The organism is Streptomyces sp. NBC_00057 (genome assembly GCF_045041165.1).
GTDB lineage: Bacteria > Actinomycetota > Actinomycetes > Streptomycetales > Streptomycetaceae > Streptomyces.
Genome location: NZ_CP108256.1, coordinates 7,911,968 through 7,929,293 on the forward strand (window position 1 = coordinate 7,911,968; position 17,326 = coordinate 7,929,293).

General features: G+C 70.1%; 17 protein-coding genes and 5 pseudogenes. 8 read left to right on the forward strand and 14 right to left on the reverse strand.

All coding sequences use genetic code 11. The features are described from left to right. Positions 1 to 91 precede the first annotated feature (91 nt). Positions 92 to 280 (forward strand): hypothetical protein, encoded by a 189-nt coding sequence (locus tag OG953_RS37380; protein WP_405689919.1) that lies wholly within the window; start codon positions 92 to 94, stop codon positions 278 to 280. 409 nt (positions 281 to 689) lie between these two features. Further along, positions 690 to 1,496 carry a thioesterase II family protein gene (locus tag OG953_RS37385; protein WP_405689921.1) on the forward strand — a complete coding sequence of 269 codons (807 nt, stop codon included), beginning with the start codon at positions 690 to 692 and terminating at the stop codon, positions 1,494 to 1,496. On the opposite strand, the gene OG953_RS37390 is transcribed toward OG953_RS37385, so the two are convergent. Further along, positions 1,391 to 2,104, reverse strand: a complete 714-nt coding sequence (locus OG953_RS37390; protein WP_405689922.1) for a hypothetical protein — start codon at positions 2,102 to 2,104, stop codon at positions 1,391 to 1,393. The two genes, OG953_RS37385 and OG953_RS37390, sit on opposite strands and share 106 nt — an antisense overlap. Before the next feature lie 64 nt (positions 2,105 to 2,168). Between OG953_RS37390 and OG953_RS37395 the strand changes: the two genes are divergently transcribed. Beyond that, positions 2,169 to 2,348 (forward strand): hypothetical protein, encoded by a 180-nt coding sequence (locus OG953_RS37395; protein ID WP_405689924.1) that lies wholly within the window; start codon positions 2,169 to 2,171, stop codon positions 2,346 to 2,348. On the opposite strand, the gene OG953_RS37400 is transcribed toward OG953_RS37395, so the two are convergent. From OG953_RS37400 to OG953_RS37410, 3 genes and pseudogenes are all read right to left on the reverse strand, one after another. After that, the gene (locus tag OG953_RS37400) at positions 2,349 to 3,002 is read right to left on the reverse strand and encodes a GntR family transcriptional regulator (protein WP_405689926.1); all 654 of its coding nucleotides are present in this window, start codon (positions 3,000 to 3,002) and stop codon (positions 2,349 to 2,351) included. A 5-nt stretch (positions 3,003 to 3,007) separates the two neighbouring features. Then, positions 3,008 to 3,280, reverse strand: a pseudogene (locus OG953_RS37405) (hypothetical protein); the annotation flags it as partial. A 127-nt stretch (positions 3,281 to 3,407) separates the two neighbouring features. Next, positions 3,408 to 3,812, reverse strand: a complete 405-nt coding sequence (locus OG953_RS37410) for a DUF5997 family protein (protein WP_383068768.1) — start codon at positions 3,810 to 3,812, stop codon at positions 3,408 to 3,410. A 58-nt stretch (positions 3,813 to 3,870) separates the two neighbouring features. On the opposite strand from OG953_RS37410, the gene OG953_RS37415 reads away from it, so the two are divergent. Beyond that, positions 3,871 to 4,632, forward strand: coding sequence for a LysR family substrate-binding domain-containing protein (locus OG953_RS37415; protein ID WP_405689928.1), 762 nt, complete (start codon positions 3,871 to 3,873; stop codon positions 4,630 to 4,632). A 225-nt stretch (positions 4,633 to 4,857) separates the two neighbouring features. On the opposite strand, the gene OG953_RS37420 is transcribed toward OG953_RS37415, so the two are convergent. From OG953_RS37420 to OG953_RS37440, 5 genes and pseudogenes are all read right to left on the reverse strand, one after another. Further along, the gene (locus OG953_RS37420) at positions 4,858 to 6,186 is read right to left on the reverse strand and encodes a geranylgeranyl reductase family protein (protein WP_405689930.1); all 1,329 of its coding nucleotides are present in this window, start codon (positions 6,184 to 6,186) and stop codon (positions 4,858 to 4,860) included. A gap of 231 nt (positions 6,187 to 6,417) precedes the next feature. Further along, complete coding sequence (locus tag OG953_RS37425) at positions 6,418 to 7,053, reverse strand: response regulator (protein ID WP_405692278.1); 636 nt, start codon at positions 7,051 to 7,053, stop codon at positions 6,418 to 6,420. After that, positions 7,053 to 8,189: a sensor histidine kinase gene (locus OG953_RS37430; RefSeq protein WP_405689932.1), complete on the reverse strand. Its 1,137-nt coding sequence runs from the start codon at positions 8,187 to 8,189 to the stop codon at positions 7,053 to 7,055. The genes OG953_RS37425 and OG953_RS37430 overlap by 1 nt, the downstream gene beginning before the upstream one ends. Before the next feature lie 173 nt (positions 8,190 to 8,362). Continuing rightward, a complete protein-coding gene (locus tag OG953_RS37435; protein WP_405689934.1) occupies positions 8,363 to 9,037 on the reverse strand; it encodes a DedA family protein in 675 nt (224 codons plus the stop codon). A gap of 218 nt (positions 9,038 to 9,255) precedes the next feature. Further along, a pseudogene (locus OG953_RS37440) lies at positions 9,256 to 9,522 on the reverse strand (DUF3048 C-terminal domain-containing protein); the annotation flags it as partial. 306 nt (positions 9,523 to 9,828) lie between these two features. Here OG953_RS37440 and OG953_RS37445 point away from each other — a divergent pair. Beyond that, the gene (locus OG953_RS37445; protein ID WP_405689936.1) at positions 9,829 to 10,263 is read left to right on the forward strand and encodes a helix-turn-helix domain-containing protein; all 435 of its coding nucleotides are present in this window, start codon (positions 9,829 to 9,831) and stop codon (positions 10,261 to 10,263) included. Here the strand turns inward: OG953_RS37445 and OG953_RS37450 are convergent. The 5 genes and pseudogenes from OG953_RS37450 to OG953_RS37470 form a co-directional block, all read right to left on the reverse strand. Next, positions 10,224 to 10,499 (reverse strand): annotated as a pseudogene (locus OG953_RS37450) (M4 family peptidase); the annotation flags it as partial. The gene OG953_RS37445 and the pseudogene OG953_RS37450 sit on opposite strands and share 40 nt — an antisense overlap. 108 nt (positions 10,500 to 10,607) lie before the next feature. Next, positions 10,608 to 11,171: a hypothetical protein gene (locus OG953_RS37455; protein WP_405689938.1), complete on the reverse strand. Its 564-nt coding sequence runs from the start codon at positions 11,169 to 11,171 to the stop codon at positions 10,608 to 10,610. Between the two features lie 145 nt (positions 11,172 to 11,316). Continuing rightward, positions 11,317 to 12,504 carry a serine/threonine-protein kinase gene (locus OG953_RS37460; protein ID WP_405689940.1) on the reverse strand — a complete coding sequence of 396 codons (1,188 nt, stop codon included), beginning with the start codon at positions 12,502 to 12,504 and terminating at the stop codon, positions 11,317 to 11,319. 200 nt (positions 12,505 to 12,704) lie between these two features. Continuing rightward, a pseudogene (locus OG953_RS37465) lies at positions 12,705 to 13,049 on the reverse strand (HAD hydrolase-like protein); the annotation flags it as partial. Positions 13,050 to 13,091: 42 nt separating this feature from the next. Beyond that, positions 13,092 to 13,577: an Lrp/AsnC family transcriptional regulator gene (locus tag OG953_RS37470; protein ID WP_405689942.1), complete on the reverse strand. Its 486-nt coding sequence runs from the start codon at positions 13,575 to 13,577 to the stop codon at positions 13,092 to 13,094. A 229-nt stretch (positions 13,578 to 13,806) separates the two neighbouring features. Here OG953_RS37470 and OG953_RS37475 point away from each other — a divergent pair, with 229 nt between their 5' ends. The 3 genes and pseudogenes from OG953_RS37475 (at position 13,807) to OG953_RS37485 (ending at position 17,247) form a co-directional block, all read left to right on the forward strand. Next, positions 13,807 to 14,784 carry an alpha/beta hydrolase gene (locus OG953_RS37475; RefSeq protein WP_405689944.1) on the forward strand — a complete coding sequence of 326 codons (978 nt, stop codon included), beginning with the start codon at positions 13,807 to 13,809 and terminating at the stop codon, positions 14,782 to 14,784. Then, entirely contained in the window at positions 14,777 to 15,940 is a 1,164-nt protein-coding gene (locus OG953_RS37480) for an acyltransferase (protein ID WP_405689946.1), read from the forward strand. The genes OG953_RS37475 and OG953_RS37480 overlap by 8 nt, the downstream gene beginning before the upstream one ends. Before the next feature lie 25 nt (positions 15,941 to 15,965). Beyond that, positions 15,966 to 17,247 (forward strand): annotated as a pseudogene (locus OG953_RS37485) (sensor histidine kinase). Positions 17,248 to 17,326: the final 79 nt, after the last annotated feature.

Below are 17,326 nucleotides of genomic sequence, written 5' to 3' on the forward strand. Positions count from 1 at the left end.
AGGGCCCGGACTTCCCACCCCAGCCGGGAAGTCCGGGCCCTGCGCCACTTGAGCTGCTCCTCGTGCGCACGGCGCAGGCCGATGCGTGTCGGTGGGGTTCGAAGTCGAGGTCGAGGGCGTCCGGGTTCGCCATGGCCTGATGGGCGAATTGGGTGTGGGGGAGATCGGCGTAGAGGCCGTTTGCGGTGAGGAGTTCGTCGTGGGTGCCTTGTTCGTGGATCCGGCCGGCTTCGATGACGAGGATCTGGAGGCCGGGTGCAGCGCGGTCATCCGACGATGATGAGCGGCGGGGCCCCGACTGATCCCCGCGCCGCGCGCATTGCGCACCGGCTGTCGTGTACCACGACGGCGTGCTGTCGTCGGCCGGCAGAGCTCCTTCCCCAAGCTCTCGGTTGCGCTCGAGCGGGGGAGACCCCATCTGCCTGCCTCCTCTGCCTTGTGACCCACAGCACCGGACCTCGCCCCCTGATCCGGCCTGACCCGAACGAAAGACCCCAGCCGATGTCGCCACGGAAGTCGGCTCCGATGTCCGAGGAGAATGCGACAATCGCCCTGCGACATCATTTGGCGCGCTGTGCGACAAGGATTGCCACGGTGGGAGTGCACTTGCTGGAGTCGGTCGAGCCATGCCGGGCACAGCAGGTCCTGACCGGCCCCGGTCCCCGTGCCGCCACGGGAAGGGCCGGAGCATGACACATACCGCCATGTTCCGTGGATCCGCCGTCTGCCCGAGCCCTGTCGCCGACCCGTCCCTGCGTCTCTTCCTCTTCCACCACGCCGGTGGTTCGCATCTGCTCTACCGGGACTGGGTACCGGAGTTCCCGCCGGACTGGGAGCTGTGTCTGCTCAACGCCCCCGGGCGTGCGCACCGGCGCGATCAGCCCGCCGTGGACCGCGTCGAAGATCTGGTCGACCACTTCCATCAGGAGTTGCTGCCGCTGTTCGATCGGCCGTTCGCCTTCTTCGGTCACAGCATGGGCGGCCTGACCGCGTACGAACTGACCCTGAGGCTCGCCGCGCAGGGCGGACCGATGCCGGTCTGGCTCGGGCTCTCCGCCTTCGGCCCGCCCAGAGGCGCGGAGTACCGGCGCCGCCCAGGACGGCACGAGAGCTCCGACGCCGAACTGCGTGACTGGCTGCGGTCGATCGGCGGTACCCCCGCCGAGTTGCTCGACAACGACGATCTGTGGCAGTTGTTCGAGCCCGTGTTCCGCAGCGATTTCAAACTTGTCGACACCTGGGCGCGCGACCCCGCCACCGGCTCACCGCCGCTGCCTTTCACCGTCTTCGGCGGTGAACAGGACCTTGTCGTGGAGCCCAGGAGGCTCAAGGCCTGGGCAGACCACTCCCCGCACCTCCAGGGCGTCCACCTCTACCCCGGCGGCCACTTCTATCTGCACGACCACCGTGCTGCCCTGATCCGCACCGTCACCGTGTCGGTGCGCGCGGCCCGCGCCGCCGCCGAACGCATCATCACGGCGCCCGGCGCCTCGTAACTCCCCTCGTCCGTCAGCGGGCTGCGGGCAGTACTCAGGCACGGAAGGCCGAGGCGAACACTGCGGGCACCCGTGCCCAGGACAGCTGCTTCGCCGGCCGAGTGCGCCGACGGCCCATCACGGCGGCACTGCGCGTGGTGACGAACCACGGCGACTTCGGGAAGAGTGCGAGCTCGCCTCCCATGACCGACCTCGGGAAGGGCCGGAGCGGACCCCCGGACGACGGTCCGCTCCGGCGCGTCGATCAGCAGGGCGCTGTGCACGACGCCGATCCCGCTCCGGGCGTCCGTGACGGTGTGGCCGGGAAAGGCGCCCCACGGAGCCGTCGCGGTGAGAAAGCCGACCGCAGTCCAGGCGTTGACGGCGATCGTGCCGTACCGCAGCGCGGCCACTGCATTGTCTAACGCCCGGCCGAGGTGCTTCATGGTGGCGGGGTCGATGACGATGTTCGCCCCGAGGGTGCCGAAGAGGTCGCGGTTGGCGGTCTCGACGGCCCGGTCCAGGAACTCGGCGCCGCTGCCGGGCAGGGCGAGGACGCCGAGCACGGGTGCGAAGTACTCGGTCGTTCCCAGTTCCGCCGCAGCCTGGCCGTCGCCGAGCTCGACCAACAGACGTGAGCCCCCGGCGCCCTGCCACGCGGCTCCCGGATTGGGTGGTGAGGCTGCCGGTGATGTGGACTTGCGCGACGCCCGGATGGTGGGCGAGGTAACCGCCGACGTCGCCACCGCCCGAGACGATGCGCAGCACGCCGTGCTCGACAAGTGGTGCGAGAGCACGCCGGTAGACCGGTTCGAGGTCGCCCAGGACTGGGTTGAGCTACAGCACGACGAAACGGTTGTGCGCAATCAGTAGTCAGGAACTTTGAGGCCGCCTCCGACGTGCAGCGGCCGCGCCACGGCTGCTCGCCAGGTGCTTCACGACCAGTTCTTCGACTCGGTGAATGTCCCGCTCCGCGATCGCGGCGTACAGGGCCTCGTGCTCGTTCGCGACTGCCATGAGATCGTCATGCTGCGCCAGCAGCCATCGCATCCTGCTTCGAAGCGTCCGCTCCAGCTCACTGAGCAGCTCATTGCCGGCCAACGAGGTCACTGTCCGGTGGAAGTCGGCGGCGGCCCGTCGAGCCCGCACGGCATCTCCCGTATGAGCGGCCTCCAGCTCGGCGTCGAGGTCCGAACGAAGCTTTTCGAGGCCCGGCCGCGTACGCCGCTGAGCAGCGAGCCGGAAGGTGAGCAGCTCAAGGGGCGTACGAATCTCGTTGAGATCCGCGATGTCCGTGGAGGTGAACTCCCGGACGACCGCCCACGTCCGCGGCCGGGGAGTGACCAGACCCTCGGTCACCAGTACCTTGAGCGCATCGCGGATGGGCAGTCTGCTCACCCCGAGCTCTGCGGCGAGTTCGCGTTCGACGAGCTTGCTGCCCGGCTGCCGAACGCCATCAAGAATGTCGTCCCGCAGCTGCCGGGTGACGCGCTCCGACTCCGGCTCGAAAGCTTCAGACCCTGTCATACCGATCATTTTCCCAAACTCGCTTCCGAACGAGGGAAGCGATCACGCTCCGTTCGGAGCGGGATCGATCCCGCGTCCGTCGGCCTGCAGCCGCAGGTGTCGAAGCGGAAGCGTTTCAGATCGTCTTCGAAGTCAACATGAAGCCATTCGCACCTTGCGGCGCGAGCCTCGCGTACGGCCGTCGCGACCAGCGCCATTCCGATTCCGGTGGCTCGGCGCTGCCGGGTCACGACCGTGTCCAGGACGAACGCATGAACTCCGCCGTCCCCGGCAACATCGCATGCAGCATCCGGGCCACGGCGGCTCCCGGAGACGCTGCCGCTACCGCCGGGTCGCGCAGCACCGTCGAACGAGGCGCGAGCCGACGCCGGGCCGTCACGCCGATGGATGGTCGAGGGACAAAGGTCAGGAACGCGGACCGTGGGACTGATCGGCGCGCGCTGCGTTCTTCTCCTTGATGCGAACCGCTTCCTTCCGGACCTCGGCCTGGGTGGCGCGTTCCTGCTGGAGCCAGTCGGGGCTGTCCTTCTTCAGCGCCTCGATCTGCTCCGTGGTGAGGGCGTCCGTGATTCCGCCACGGGCGAGACCCGAGATGGAGATGCCCAGCTTTGCCGCGACCACCGGCCGGGGGTGCGGGCCGTTGCGTCGCAGCTCCTGCAGCCACTCGGGAGGATCGGACTGCAGTGCGTTCAGCTCGGTGCGCGAGACGACACCCTCCTGGAACTCGGCGGGGGTGGCCTCGAGGTACACACCCAGCTTCTTTGCCGCGGTTGCGGGCTTCATTGTCTGGGTGGTCTTGTGCGACGTCATGGTGCCAAGGGTATCGAGCATGTGCGCTAGCTCTGACCAGGGCCGGTAACCTGGCTGAGTGACAAGCTCGGAAGAAACCCCTTCGTTCCGGCTCGCGTACGTCCCGGGGGTGACGCCCACCAAGTGGGTGCGGATCTGGAACGAGCGGCTGCCCGACGTCCCGCTGACCCTCATGGGGGTGTCGGCCGCCGAGGCATCCGACGTGCTGCGGGGCGGCGGCGCCGACGCGGGTCTCGTGCGGCTGCCCATCGACCGGACGGGCCTCAGCGCGATCCCTCTCTACGCCGAGACCACGGTGGTCGTGATCCCGAAGGACCACGTCGTGGCAGCGGTCGACGAAGTCTCCGCCGAGGATCTCGCCGACGACATCGTGCTGCATCCGCTCGACGACACCCTCGAATGGGAGCACCGGCCGGGACGGCCCGCGATCGAGCGGCCCGCCACGACGGCGGACGCGATCGAGCTAGTGGCGGCAGGAGTGGGCCTTCTCGTCGTCCCGCAGTCGCTCGCCCGCCTGCACCACCGCAAGGACCTCACGTACCGGCCGGTGTCGGACGCCCCCGAGTCGCGCGTCGCACTGTCGTGGCTGGAGGACGAGACGACGGACCTGGTGGAGGACTTCATCGGGATCGTCCGAGGGCGGACCGTCAACAGTTCACGGGGTCGCCCCAAGACCCCGGCGCAGCCGAAGGGCAAGCGCCCCGAAACAGGCGGTGCACGCCGCAAGCCCGCAGCCGGCAAGGCGGCCGGGAAGAGCGCGCGGAGCGGTTCCGGCGGCGCCAAGGGCGGCAAACGAGGAAAGCCTCGCCGCCGGTCCTAGACTCATGAAGATCTTGGGTTCTGGCCCTGGCGGCGGTCGGCGTCTACTACGGCAGCCCCGACGGGCCGCTCGGCGTCGACGGTGCGGACAGCCCGCCGCAGTGGTGGACCCAGAACACACCCGGTGTCCCGGGGACGGGCGAGCGCGGTGACGGCTGGGGCACGGACCTCTCCGTCGCGGACCTTTCCCCGGAGCGCTGTTCGTGCCCCGGCCGGGACTCGCGGTTCAGCGCCTGCGTCGCACCTTCGGTTCCGGGACGAGACGCACGACGCCGTTGAGCACATGGTCGATCAGGTCGTGCGAGGGCTTGTCCGTGAGGTTGGTCAGCAGTCGGGCCAGGGTGTTGAGCAGAAATGGCGACCCCATGACGTAACGGTTGAGGACCGGCTGGAAACCCGAACGGCTGAAGACGAGGTCGGCGGCCGTGTTCCCGAGACGGTAGTAGCGCCCCCAACGGCGGTTCATCTCGACGGGGTAGCCGCGCAGCACCTGCTCCCGCCGGGGCCCCCGGGGGAGTGCGAGGGCGAGCGCGGCGGTCTCGGCCGCGACTTCGCCGGCTTCCATGGCCTGGCCGATGCCTTCGCCGTTCCAGGGGCTGATCATGCCTCCGGAGTCGCCGACGAGGAGGAGCCCGCGGGTGTAGAGGGGGTGACGGTTGAAGCCCAGCGGAAGGGCTGCGCTCCGGACAGGGCCCTCCGCGTTCTCCTCGCGCAGTCCCCAGGCGTGCGGGGTGCGCGCCAGCCACTCGTCCAACGTGGCGCGCAGGTCCGCCTTTCCGTGCCGCCGGTGGGGCAGCGCACCGAGACCGACATTGACGCGGCCGTCGCCCATGGGGAAGATCCAGCCGTATCCGGGCAGGTAGTGATCGCTCCCCGGGAAGCGGAGGTCGGCCCACAGCTCCAGGTACTCCTCCTGGGAACGCTCCGGACTTCGGTAGTAACGGCGGGCGGCCGTCGCGATCTGCCTGCTCCTGTCCCGCTGCAGGCCCATGGCGAGAGCGAGGCGGGCGGAGGCGCCGTCGGCGGCGACGACGATCGGTGCGTGGAAGGCCAATGGCTCCTTCGCCGAGGTCGTGGCGGTGACACCGGTGATACGGCCGGCGCGGTCGGTCAGGGGCTGGGTCACCTTCACGCCGCTGCGCAGCCGGGCTCCGGCGGCGACGGCGTGCCGGGCCAGGATGTCGTCGAAGTCGTGCCGGCTGCGCGAGAGCCCGAAATCCGGGTAACGCCCGAGCGCGGGCCAGTCGATGTGCACCTGATGGTCCCCGGCCACCCATCGCATCCCGCGTGAACGCGTCCACCCCGGAGCCTTGATGTCGACGCCCATCCTGATGAGCTGGTGCACCGCTCGTGGCGTCAAACCGTCCCCGCACACCTTCTCCCGGGGAAAGTGGGACTTCTCCAGGAGCAGGACATCGACGCCCGCCCTGGCGAGATGGAAGGCCGCGGCCGAGCCCGCCGGCCCCGCCCCCACCACGATCACCTGGGCTTCCTCGTCCGAGCCGTGGACGGACCGATCGTCCGACGGGGACTGGTCCGGCGTCGTTTCCCGCATGGGGAACCCCTTCCTGTTCCTGGGACAGGCGGTGCCGTACCGAGGACGGCGGCCCTGTGCATCATCATCGATCAAGGAGGGCCGGTGCGGAACCCGGCCCGGATGTCCGGCACCCGCCCGATGCGGCACAGACCACTGCGTGAGGAACTTCGATCACGGAAGCTGTCCTCGTCCGGGCGGGCGACGGCCGCATGGTGCCACCCGAGCCCGAAGGGACCGGCGCACCGGCGCCTACGACTCCAAGTACCGCAGGACCGCCAGCACTCGTCTGCTGTATCCCGTGGTCCGCGCCAGATCGAGCTTGTCGAAGACGGAGTTGAGGTTCTTCTCGACCGAACTGAGCGAGATGTGCAGATGCTGCGCGATGGCCGCGTTGGTGCGGCCCTGCGCCAGCTCCTGCAGGACGCTGCGCTCCCGGGGCGTCAGCCTGGCCAGGGGGTCACTGTGCGTGGTCCGGACCACCAACTGCCGTACGACTTCCGCGTCGATGGACGCGCCGCCCGCGTGAATCCGCTCCAGCGAGTCCAGGAACTCGTCGACCTGCGCGACCCGGTCCTTGAGCAGATAGCCGACCCGCTCGGCGTTCGCGGACAGCAGCCGCACCGCGTAATTGCGCTCCACGTGCTGGGAGAGCACCAGCACGCCGACCAGGGGCCGGCGCTCACGGATCTCGATCGCGGCCCGCAGCCCCTCATCGGTGTGGGTGGGAGGCATCCGGATGTCGACGACGACGAGGTCCGGCGGGTCCGCCTCGACTGCCCGGACGAGGGCCGTCCCGTCACCCACCGCGGCGAGGACTTCATGTCCCTCCTCGGCGAGCAGGCGGACCAGGCCCTCTCTCAGCAGGGTCGAGTCCTCGGCAAGCATTACGCGCACAGCAGCTCCGCGATGATGGTGGTGGGGCCCCCGGAAGGGCTGTCGATGTACAACCGGCCGTCGAGTGCGTCCACCCGGCTGCGCAGCCCGGCCAGCCCGCTGCCCGCGGGATCGGCTCCGCCGGTGCCGTTGTCCCGGACGTATACGGACACTCGGCTCCCGTCGCCCTTGACACTGACGGAGATGTGGGTCGCGCGGGAGTGCTTGGCCGCGTTGGTCACGGCCTCCGACACCACGAAGTAGGCGGCCGTCTCCACGGGCCGGGGCAACGGCAGCGCCAGGTCGAACTCCATGTGCAGGGGAATGCTGCAGCGCTGGGCCACCCCGCCGAGTGCCTCCTCCAGCCCGAGGTTGTCGAGTGCCGACGGATAGACACGCCAGGCCACCTCCCGCAGCTCGGTGAGGACCTCCTGGGACTCCTTGTGTGCCTGCTGGAGCAGCAGATCGGCCTGCTCGGGCGTCCGGTTGCGGCGGGCCCGGCCCAGCAGCATGGCGAGTGCGACGAGCCGCTGCTGCACACCGTCGTGCAGATCGCGTTCGATGCGCTTGCGCTCCACGTCGACCGCCCGGAGCACCCCGGCACGGCTGGCGGCCAGTTCCGCGATGCGCCGCTCCAGCAACTCCCGTTCGGACGGGCCGAAGTGTTCTCGTGCCAACCGTGCGTCGAGGGCGGCCAGTGAGGAGAGCCCCTGGAGGTCGAGGAAGAGGAGGACACCGCCGAGGACCCCTTGGGTCAGCAGTTCCCGCCAGCTCGTGGTGGCGCGTGCCACCCCGGCCGCCAGCAGTCCGGCCAGTACGACCCCGCACCCCAGCAGTGCAACCACGAATCCGGACAGCATCCCCGTGCAGGAGCGGGTGGTGAGGTAGCGAAGGACTTTCCGGTCGGACGCGCGGTGCGTGGGGAACACGTCGCCGAAGAAGACGCTGCGACGGATCCGCTCCAGATCTGTGAGCCGACGGGCCCCGGCACTCAGCACGGCCAAGGCGCGCCGACGCGTACGGGGCCACAGAATGAACGGGCCCGACAGAGCGCCCGGCACGGCGAAATACAGCAGGCCCAGCACGGCGGTGCAGCAGCCGAGCAGGGTGCCCGTGACTCTGCGGGGCCAGGGGGAGGTGCGCGCCACCGAGGTGCCCCCTTCATCGGGCCTCGGGCCGAGTGGCCCCGGATGATGACTGGTTGCACTGTCTGCGGAGTCCCCCTGCACGGATGCCGAGGCTAGTCGCGCGGCACCGTCACGGCAAGATCGTCCTTGGTGGGCGGCGGTGACCGGGAGAGCGCGGGACAGCGGCTCGTAGCTCATGACGAACGACGGTGCTGAGCCTGCTCACGGGAACGGGGACGAGAGCGCAACCGCAGACTCACGTACGCGATGACGGCCGCCAGGACCAGGACGAGAACGGCCTTGGAGAGGACCCCGACATAGGTCTCCACCAGGTCCCACCGGTCGCCGAGCCAGTACCCGGCCATCACCAGCACCGAGTTCCACAGCAGGCTGCCCACAGCGGTCAGGGTCACGAAGAGCGGCAGCGGCATGCGCTCCACGCCGGCCGGTACGGAGATGAGACTCCGGAAGATCGGCACCATGCGCCCGAGGAGGACGGCCTTGTTGCCGTGCTCGGCGAACCACCGCTCCGTACGATCCAGATCGGAATTCCTGACCAGCGGAAGCCTCGCCCAGATCGCATGCATCCGGTCGCGGCCGAAGAGCATTCCGATCCAGTACAGAACCACCGCGCCCACCACCGAACCGAGCGTGGTCCAGAAGAGCGCGGAGGCCAGGCCGATGACGCCCTGCCCGGCCGCGAACCCGGTCAGCGGGAGAATGACCTCGCTGGGCAGCGGCGGAAAGAGATTCTCCAGGGCGATGGCGAGGCCGGCTCCCGGACCCCCCATGGTATCGACGAGATCGGCCGCCCAGCCTGCGACACCGCCCGCGGGTTCCTGGGGGAGTCCCAGAGTGACGAGATACATGAAGTGACTCCTGGCCGGTGGTGGAGAGGCGCGAGAAGTCCGTCGCGCCTCACCGGCAACGCTAGGAAGCGCCGGCCGGCGCCGGTACAGGGTTTGCCGTCGAACCGGGTGATGTTCTCCGCATCCGCCACCCTGCGGTTTTCCTCACCTCCCGCAGCCCCGCGGCGATCACGCCGATGCCGCTCTCGCCACTTCGGCGCGAAGACGATCCAGACCTGGCCCGGAGCGAAGGTCATCTGCTCGCCGTCCCGGGTGGTGAAGGAGGTCCCGGACCCGGCCGTGCGCCGAAACCATCCGAGGTCGTACTCCTTGCCGTTGCGCAGAACGAGGGCGGAGCCGGAGCCGACGGTCTCGGTGTACGGAGATGTGCTCAGTACGGCAGCGGGCGGCCGGACGGGGTTCGCAGATCGAGTGGCGGCGGCCGCGACGGCAGCTGCGGACGTCGGACGATCTTGATGCGGCCCATTGCCACCACCTCCTGTCAGTCACCGGTCATATGCCCGGCGGGTTGCTCCTTCATGCGGCTCCGGCCGGCTCAACTGGTCGACTGGGCCGGAGTGTTACGTAATCGGCCAGGGCGATGAGAGAAAGGCGCGGGAAGGCGCCATCTTCCCGCGGCACCGGGGACACCGCGCACACGCGCTCGCTATCCTCCCGGCCATGAGCCATGAGCCATGAGCCATGAGCCATGAGCCATGAGCCATGAGCCATGAGCCATGAGCCATGAGCCATGAGCGTGGCACGCGTGGGAGATCCGGCGGGGCTCCGCGGGGTTCCGGGTGACCGAGGGCGTGGGCCCTTTACCGGATGTCCGTACCGCAGAGACGTGGCGAGCCTTCGGGACCCGGTTGCGTCAGTGGCGCAGGCGCGCCGGGCTCACCCAGGCCCAGGTGGGCGCCCGCGTCGGCTACGACCACACCGCCATCAGCAAGTTGGAGCACGGCACCCGGAAGACGCCGCTGCCGCTCGCCCGCAGGCTGGACGATCTGCTGACGGCCGGCGGCGACCTCCTCGACGCCTGCGAGGCGGCGGAGGCCGAAGGGCCGGATGGTACGGGCGAGGGTGGCGGGGGCGTACGTCCGGCCGCGGCCACCGCACGGACGGGCCCCCTGCCCGGCGAGCCCGCAGGTGGCGCCCTGCTCTCGATGCTGCCGCCGGACACCGTCCTGCCCATGAGCCTGCCCACCTACGGGCTGGTGTGTCCGGTGCACGGTCGCGACGGGTGACGTCCACGGCGCGGACATCGGTCAGCTCCGGGAGTGCGCAGACGGTCGAAGAGCACACAACTGGCGTCGAGGTTCTTGGCGGCGGTGAGGGTGGTCGTGCGGTAGCGCTTGTAGGTCATTCCGCTCGTCTTGAGCAGCATGCCGCCGTAGAAGACCTTGCCGGCGCTCTGGATGCCGACGCCGGTGACCGAGGAGCTGTTGCACGTCGGGCTGGACGGCTTGCCGCCGCCCGGGTTGCATGTTGTCATGCCTCGTCAATGAATGGCGGGGGCTCTCGGGGGACTTGGCAAGTCTGGTCAAGCCGCGATGGTGGGATCGCACAACAGCCCGGGCGTGCGGGGCAGTTACTCCAGGCCGGAGATCGTGAACACCGTACGCGCGGTCCGGCGGTCGATACGGTCGGCCAGCTGACGCAGCGCCGTCACCCCGCACCGCAGCGTCCCGCGCTTCACACAGCCGCGGGCGTCGTCGTCCAGCCGGTGCCACAGCGCCGGATTGGCGAGGAACACCTGGGGGTCGACCTCGACCCGGCCGCCGTCCGCGTCACGGAGCACCAGACGCTGGGAGACTCCGTCCGACCAGCGCACCGACACCAGCCGGTCGGTGCGCACGATCCGTTCGCGCACCAGGCCGCGGCAGGACAGCCACCCGGCACCCGCACGGACCCGTGGCGGCACCAGGACCACGAGCAGCAGGGCGGCCAGGCCCGTCCACAGCAGTGCGCGCAGCCAGGTGAGGTGACCGGCCGTCGCATCGATGGCCAGGAGCAGCCCGAGGAGCGTCACGGCGCAGCGGACCGCGAACCGCAGGTCCCCGGCCCAGCCGTGGTCGTGGGCGGTCGTATCGGGCGGAGGGTGTGCTCGGCCGGTGTGCGGGCCGGGCACGGCTCGGATGTCACGTCGTCGCATGGCAGCGACGTTATGGAAGCCGGCCGGCCCGTCGGCGTCCGTTGATGAACCGCTGACGCCGTAGCCGCCGGTCCTGACGGCTGCTTGACGGGTGGTGCCGCGGCCGGGGCGGTACGGTCATCGGGCAGGGGAGAGCGGCTCAGTCCTACTCGTCGTCCCCGTCGCCCTCGCTGTCCTGTGCCGGCTGGTCGGGGGCCGGTGAATCGGGTCCGGTGGATGCGGTGGGGCCGGTGCCCGGGGTGTCGGCCGAGCCGGTATCCGGGGAGAACAGGCTCATCCCCAGGTACACGGCCGCGAGGAAGGCGACCGTACCGGCAATTGCGCTGGCCACTCTGGGCCGACGCCTGATCGCCTCGCGGGCGCCGGTGCGCCGCCGGACCGGCGCGGACCGGTCCGCCGGACGCCGTCTGTGGCCGCCGGCCTGGGGCAGGCGATATGTCGTCACGCCCTCGGCCTGCTGAGCGGAGGCGGATGCCGGGGCTGTGCCGAACGCGGCGGCAGGCGCCGGGGCATAAGGAGCACTCGGCGCTGCCGGAGGGGGCGTGGGGGCGTACATGGGCATGGGCTCCGGCTGTCCCCGCCACGCATCGCTCTGGAACCAGTCGGCGACCTGCTGGGCGCTGGGCCGGTCCTCGGGCTGCTTCGCGAGCAGCCCCAGCAGATAGGAGTCGAAGGCGGGAGACAGGTCGACTCCCCGCTGTCTGAGCGGCACGGGGGCCGTGTCGACATGCTGATAGAGCGTGGCGGTCGCAGTGTCGGAGCGGAACGGTGGGTCACCCAGCAGGAGTTGGTAGATCACACAGCCGAGGGAGTACATGTCGGACGCCGCACCGGCCGTACGGCCCAGGGCGCGCTCAGGGGCGAGATAGAGACTGGTGCCGACGATCTGCCCCGTGGTGGTCAGCGCGGCGGAAGGGTCGTCGACGAACTGGGCGATGCCGAAGTCGCCGATCTTGACGGTCCCTTCCGCGTCCAGCATCAGGTTTCCGGGCTTGATGTCACGATGCACGATGCCCTGCCGATGGGCGGCGGCGAGCCCCGCGGCCGCCTGGCCCGCGATCCGGGCGACCTGCTCGGCGGCGAGCCGCTCCTCCGCCGCGAGCAGATCGCCCAGGCTTCTTCCCTCGACGAGCTCCATCACGAGGTAGAAGCGGTCCTCCCAGGCCCCGAAGTCGAACACGGCCACCAGATGAGGGTGGCTCAGGCGGGCCGCGGTCTGCGCCTCCAGACGGAACCGGGCGGTGGCCGACTCGTCCGCGTGGTCGCCGAGCAGCAGCTTCACGGCCACCGCCCTGCCGAGCACTTCGTCGGCGGCGCGCCACACCTCACCCATGCCGCCGCGGCCTATGGGAGTCAACAAGCGGTACCGACCAGCTACCAGCACCTGTGCACCAATCTCGAATTGTGGGCCGCTTCGACTGCCGCGGCGGCGACCCGACCGGGATCGGGGCGGGGTGGGGCGCGCGGCATGATCAGGATATCGGGCCGCCGGACCTCGGCGGCACGCCGAGCAGCCGGGACGGTGCCCGCCGAGGCCGCCCGGGACGAATCCGACGCCACCGCCATCCCGACACCTTCCTGGTACAGCCGCTCCACGAACTTCCGCATCTCGGGAAAGACCTCGGTCGACGATCGCGCCAGCTCCAGCTACAGGGCGTCCTGACCCGCCACCAGTTCGTCGACGGGCGCCTCGATCCGGCACTCGGCACGCAGGGCTGCCGGCGTCTCGCGGACACCGATCCCGATGAAGCGGGTGTGGTGCTCCCAGGTGAAGCCGGGCGCGCCGTACCGTTCCAGAAGGCGGCGCGCCGCCTCGTAATGGTTCGGCTCGCTGTCCACCAGCGTGGCGTCGAGATCGAAGACGACGGTGGAGGCGGGACGCGCCGGGAGCTCATACCATCCAGCATGCCAAGACGGTGATCACTTCGGGCTGCCGGCGGCCGCGCGGCCCACCGATTCGACCAGCGGCAGCAGCCGGTGCGGCACCCGCTCGCGCAGCGCCACCTCGGTACGCGTCCTGACCACACCGGGCAGTTGGATCAGCCGCTGGATCACATCCTCCAGATGCCCGTTGTCGCGGGCCACCACCCGGGCCAGCAGATCGCCGCCGCCCGTGGTCGAGAAGGCCTCGACGATCTCCGGCACCGGGGCCAGCGCCTCACCGACCTCGTCCAGATGCCCCTGGGTGACCTCCAGATGAACGAAGGCCAGCACCGGGTGACCCAGCGCGGCGGGGGACAGGACCGGACCCGTACCGGTGATCACACCGTCCCGCTCCAGCCGGTCGATACGGGCCTGGAGGGTGCCACGGGCTACGGAGAGGATGCGTGCGTACTCGCGGACGCTGGTGCGCGGCTGCTCGATGAGCAATCGCAGGATGCGGGTGTCGAGGGCGTCCACCGCCATGGTCCGTTGGTCTCTTCCTGGTAGGCCGATCCGGGCTGCGACTGTACCAATGGCCCGGCAGCGGCCCCGTCGGAGCGATCCGACGCACCCTCACCCGCATCTCATACCCGTAGTCCTGTAGAGCTACAAAAAAGGTTCACACCTTGGTGGGACGCGGATTACAAGGCCCTCTCCATAGCTTCTGTACCCGAACCAGTGCAGCCATCCGGTACGGAAGGAACAACCTGCCATGTCGTCCCATCCGCGCAGAAGCCGCCTGCGTCGCGGCCTGCTCGCCGCGCTGGTGGCCGCCTCGGTGGCCGTGCCGATAGCGGGAGTGGCCGGCCCCGCGGCCGTACCGGCACCGGCTCCGACCGTCCGGGGCCCGTTGCGTACCGCTGCACCCGAGGCCCTCGCCGCGCGGTACGCCGCGACCCGTGCCGACATCGGGGCGGCCGAGCGGGCAGCCGCCGACCACGGCGACCGGAAGCGGGCCGCCGCGCTGCACGTCATGGCCGATCCCGTACGCCGCTTCCTCTCCTTCGACGGCCGTGACGGGGGCCGCAGCGTCGAGATCTCCGGCGACCTGTCCCACGCCGAACGGATCGCGGTGCTGGTCCCCGGCGCGGGCATCGGCGTCGACCACTACTGGCGGCTGCGCAACGGCGCGTCGGCACTCCACAGCGAGTTGGGCGAGCGGTCGGCCGTCGTCGCCTGGCTCGGATACGAAACCCCGACGACGGTCAGCCCGACGGCGGTAACCTCGGGGCGGGCCGACGAGGCGGCCGGCGAACTGCGGTACTTCATGGGGGAGTTGAGAAGGCTGAAACCTGCGGTCCGGACCTCCCTCGTCTGCCACTCCTACGGCTCAGTCGTCTGCGCCCGCGCCGCGCACGGACTGCAGGTCGCGGACATCGTCCTGTGCGGGAGCCCCGGAACCGGCTACGGAAACGCCGCCGACCTGCACACCCCGGCCACTGTCTGGGCGGGCCGCGGCAGCGACGACTGGATCGCCGATGTGCCGCACATGAAGCTCCAACTGCCCTTTATGAACATCGGGTTCGCAATGGACCCGGTCTCGCCCGAGTTCGGCGCCAAGATCTTCGCAGCGGGCGACGGCGGCCACAGCGACTACCTGAAGCCCGGTTCCCTACCGCTGAAGAACATCGCCCGGATCGTGGCCGGAACGGCCATGTCCGCAGAGCCCTCGGGAGAGCGCCATGCGTGACTTCGTCCGGCGGATGGAATCCGCCACTCCTGCCGACCGTGACCGCGCGATCGACGCCCTGCGCGCCATCGCCATCCTCGGCGTGGTTCTCGGCCACTGGCTGGTGACCGCACTGGTCGTCGACAGCGGCACCATGCACGGCTCCAGCCCGCTCCAGTACATGCCCCAATTCACCCCGGTCTCCTGGGTGTTCCAGACCCTTGCCGTCTTCTTCCTGGTCGGCGGACAGGTCGGCGCGAAGAGTTACGCTTCCGCCCGCTCCCGTGGCGAGAACTACGGCCGGTGGCTCCGTACGCGGATGACCCGGCTGCTGCGGCCGGTGGTCGTAGTGCTGCTCATATGGACCGTGGCGGCGTGCACGATGCTCGCCTCCGGGGCGGACCAGGACACCGTGCGCGCGCTGTGCAAGCTCGTGTGGTCCCCGCTCTGGTTCCTGGTGGTCTTCGCAGCGCTGACGGCGGCGACCCCACTGGTGGCGAAGCTGCATCCGCTGTGGCCGTTCGTCGTCGTGCTGATCACCGACCTCTACCGGTTCGGCCTGGACACGCCCGGCGAGTTCACCTCGGTCAACGTGGTTGCCGGCTGGCTGGTTCCGTACTGCCTGGGCACGGCCTGGGCCCGGGGTGACCTGCACAGTCGCAGGACCGGCTGGACGCTGCTGCTCGGCGGAGCCGCCGCCACCGCCGCACTCGTCCTCTGGGCCGGCTACCCGGCAGCCATGGTCGGGGTGCCCGGCCTGGAGATCTCCAACCTCGACCCGCCGACCCTCGCCGTCGCCACCTTCGGCCTCGCGCAGTGCGGAGCGGCACTGCTGCTGCTCGGTCCGCTGCGCCGGGTGCTGCAACGCCCGGCCGTCTGGGCGGTGGTGGCGGCGGTGAACCTCTCCGCGATGACGATTTTCCTGTGGCACCAGACCGCGATGATCGCGGTCACCGCGACCGGCCTGTTGGTGGGCGGGACCCTGCCGGGCCTGCACACCGTCCCCGACGCCCCCGGCTGGGTTCTCGCCCGGCTGTCCTGGCTGCCTGTGTTCGCCGTGGCGCTGCTGATCTGCTGGGTGGCGTTCCGCGGTTACGAGCAGGGGCGGCCGCGAAAGAAGAGCATGGTCGTCCGCCAGGGGCGTCCCGCCCGGTCGACGGAGGCGCGGCGCGCTTAGGGTGAGTTCTGTGAAGCGGGGGGACATGGTGAGGCGGTCGGCGGAGGTCCTGCGGGCGTTGCCCCGTACCCTGCGCGAAGATCTGGCGACGTCGGCGGCCGACCCGACCCCGTATGCGCGGCAGTCGCGCTGGTTGGAGTGGCGGCCGGCTCTCGTGGTGCCGTTGGCGATGCTCGCGCTGGGCATTCTCATCTTCAACACGAACCAGTACGCCTTCGAGTACGGGATGGGCATACAGCTCGGCATTCTGTTCGCCGGTATCCAGTCCGCCGCGATCGTCGCCGCACTGTTCCGCCCCATCCCGGCCTGGTGGGTGTCGATGCTCGTCACGGTCGTGATCACCCCGTTCGCCGAAGCCTCCGGTCCCAGGGGCATGATGTTCCCCTGGAGCGGCGCCGGGATCGCGCTGCAGGCCGGGGTGCTGTTCCTGCTCGCACTGCGGGTCCGGCCCCGGATCGCCGCCGAGACGCTGACGATCAGTGTCGTGGCGGGACTTGCCTGCGGCGTGGCCGCCCCCTGGCGCCGGAGCAACGACGTCCACCTCGCCGTCGCGGTTCTCGTCGTCGCCGTGGTGGTCGGCGCCGCGCTGCGTGGCATCGGGGTGGCGCGTACCCAGCTGGTCGCACAGGAGGAACTCACCGCCGAGGAGCGCTCCCGGCGCACTCTCCTGGAGGAGCGCAACCGGATCGCCCGCGAGCTGCACGACGTGGTCGCCCACCACATGTCGGTCATCTCCATCCAGGCGCAGGTCGCCCCGCACCTGGTCGAGAATCCGTCCGACGAGCTCAAGGAGAACCTCGCGGGCATCCGCGAGAATGCGGTCGACGCGCTCATCGAACTGCGCAGGGTGCTCGGCGTACTGCGCTCCGAGGACCCCCTGCCGCAGGCGGCGAGGCACGCCCCGCAGCCCACCCTCGACCGGCTGGACGATCTGATCGACAACGCGCGCGGCGCCGGGCTCTCGGTCACCGCCGAGATCACCGGGGAGCCGTATCCGCTGTCGCCGGGCGTCGAGCTGTCGGCGTTCCGCATCGTGCAGGAGGCGCTCAGCAACGCGATGCGTCACGCACCGGGCGCAAAGGTGCGGGTGGAGATCGGCCACCACCCGTCGGCCGTCACGGTCCGGGTCACCAACGCCCCGCCGGACACGGCCCGCCCCGCCCTCGGTCGGCGCGGGCCACGGTCTGCTCGGGATGCGCGAGCGCACCGCGATGCTGGGAGGTGAACTCGCCACCGGAGCCACCCCTGACGGCGGCTACGAAGTGACTGCGACACTGCCCACACAGCCCCCTGCCCATCACCGATGACTTCCCGCCCCGTCGGGGCGGCATGAGACATTCGTCCACGCGACGGCCACACAGGTGCCGGGGTGCCGCGGGTGGCGTT

Coding starts and splice junctions, on each gene's coding strand:
- OG953_RS37460 (WP_405689940.1), bottom strand. CDS start 12,504: ATGGGTGAGGTGTGGCGCGCCGCCGACGAAGTGCTCGGCAGGGCGGTG.
- OG953_RS37435 (WP_405689934.1), bottom strand. CDS start 9,037: ATGTATCTCGTCACTCTGGGACTCCCCCAGGAACCCGCGGGCGGTGTC.
- OG953_RS37480 (WP_405689946.1), top strand. CDS start 14,777: ATGCGTGACTTCGTCCGGCGGATGGAATCCGCCACTCCTGCCGACCGT.
- OG953_RS37410 (WP_383068768.1), bottom strand. CDS start 3,812: ATGACGTCGCACAAGACCACCCAGACAATGAAGCCCGCAACCGCGGCA.
- OG953_RS37420 (WP_405689930.1), bottom strand. CDS start 6,186: ATGCGGGAAACGACGCCGGACCAGTCCCCGTCGGACGATCGGTCCGTC.
- OG953_RS37455 (WP_405689938.1), bottom strand. CDS start 11,171: ATGCGACGACGTGACATCCGAGCCGTGCCCGGCCCGCACACCGGCCGA.
- OG953_RS37385 (WP_405689921.1), top strand. CDS start 690: ATGACACATACCGCCATGTTCCGTGGATCCGCCGTCTGCCCGAGCCCT.
- OG953_RS37400 (WP_405689926.1), bottom strand. CDS start 3,002: ATGACAGGGTCTGAAGCTTTCGAGCCGGAGTCGGAGCGCGTCACCCGG.
- OG953_RS37425 (WP_405692278.1), bottom strand. CDS start 7,053: ATGCTTGCCGAGGACTCGACCCTGCTGAGAGAGGGCCTGGTCCGCCTG.
- OG953_RS37475 (WP_405689944.1), top strand. CDS start 13,807: ATGTCGTCCCATCCGCGCAGAAGCCGCCTGCGTCGCGGCCTGCTCGCC.
- OG953_RS37470 (WP_405689942.1), bottom strand. CDS start 13,577: ATGGCGGTGGACGCCCTCGACACCCGCATCCTGCGATTGCTCATCGAG.